The organism is Vibrio sp. 811, assembly GCF_033339195.1.
This window is the reverse complement of sequence record NZ_JAWOUB010000157.1, coordinates 1-947: the sequence shown is the minus strand read 5'-3', so window position 1 is coordinate 947 and position 947 is coordinate 1. Positions and strand designations below refer to the sequence as shown.

Annotated in this window: 2 protein-coding genes; both read left to right on the top strand. The window is 47.2% G+C overall.

From position 1 onward, the window contains the following. Window positions 1-302, top strand: a 302-nt coding sequence (locus R7Q46_RS25525) for a PUA domain-containing protein (protein ID WP_318077988.1), incomplete at its 5' end; no start/stop codon positions are given. Window positions 303-319: 17 nt separating this feature from the next. Beyond that, a partial coding sequence (locus tag R7Q46_RS25520) for an aldehyde dehydrogenase family protein (protein ID WP_318077987.1) occupies window positions 320-947 on the top strand: 628 nt, incomplete at its 3' end.

Genomic DNA, 947 nt, shown 5'->3' with positions numbered 1-947 from the left:
CTGGTCCTGCAGCATCGGGTGATATTATCATCGATGATGGTGCGGTAAATGCGGTTGTTGGTAAAGGCAGCAGCTTGCTAGCAAAAGGGGTCATCAAGGTGAGCGGTGATTTTGCCCGTGGTGAAGTTGCTCGCGTAACAAATTCTCATGGCAAACTGGTTGCGCGTGGTATTAGTGCCTACTCAAGTGAAGACTTGGCAAAAATTACTGGCAAACACAGTAAAGACATCATCTCTATTTTGGGTCATGACTACGGCTCAGAAGTGATTCATCGCGATGATCTTGTCGTCATTCAAGAATAGAAATTGAGGGAAGCAACGTGGATTTAACGAATATGGGTAAAGCTGCTAAAGATGCAGCTTTCGAATTGGCGACAGCGTCAACTGCTCAAAAGAACCAAGCTCTAGCGATCATCGCAGATGAGCTAGAAGCAAACTCAGCTGCGATTTTGGCAGCAAACGCAAAAGACATCGAACTTGGTCGCGAAGCTGGTCTGACCGATGCGCTGTTAGACCGTCTACTGTTGAATGAAGAACGCTTAACGGGCATTGCAAATGATGTTCGCAATGTGATCAGCCTAAACGATCCTGTGGGCAGCGAAATCGACAGTAAAGTGCTAGAAAACGGCATGTCTCTCTCTCGCCGCCGTGTACCACTTGGTGTTGTGGGTGTGATTTATGAAGCGCGTCCAAATGTGACTATCGACATTGCCGCACTGTGCCTGAAAACGGGTAACGCCAGCATCCTACGCGGTGGTAAAGAGACGTTTTTCTCTAACATGGAACTTGTGAAAGTTATCCAATCAGCCCTTGCAAAAGCAAACTTGCCAGCCGCTTCAGTACAGTACATTGAAAAGCCAGATCGCGAACTGGTTTCTCAACTGCTTAAACTGGATGACTACGTTGATATGATCATCCCACGTGGTGGAGCTGGTCTGCACAAAATGT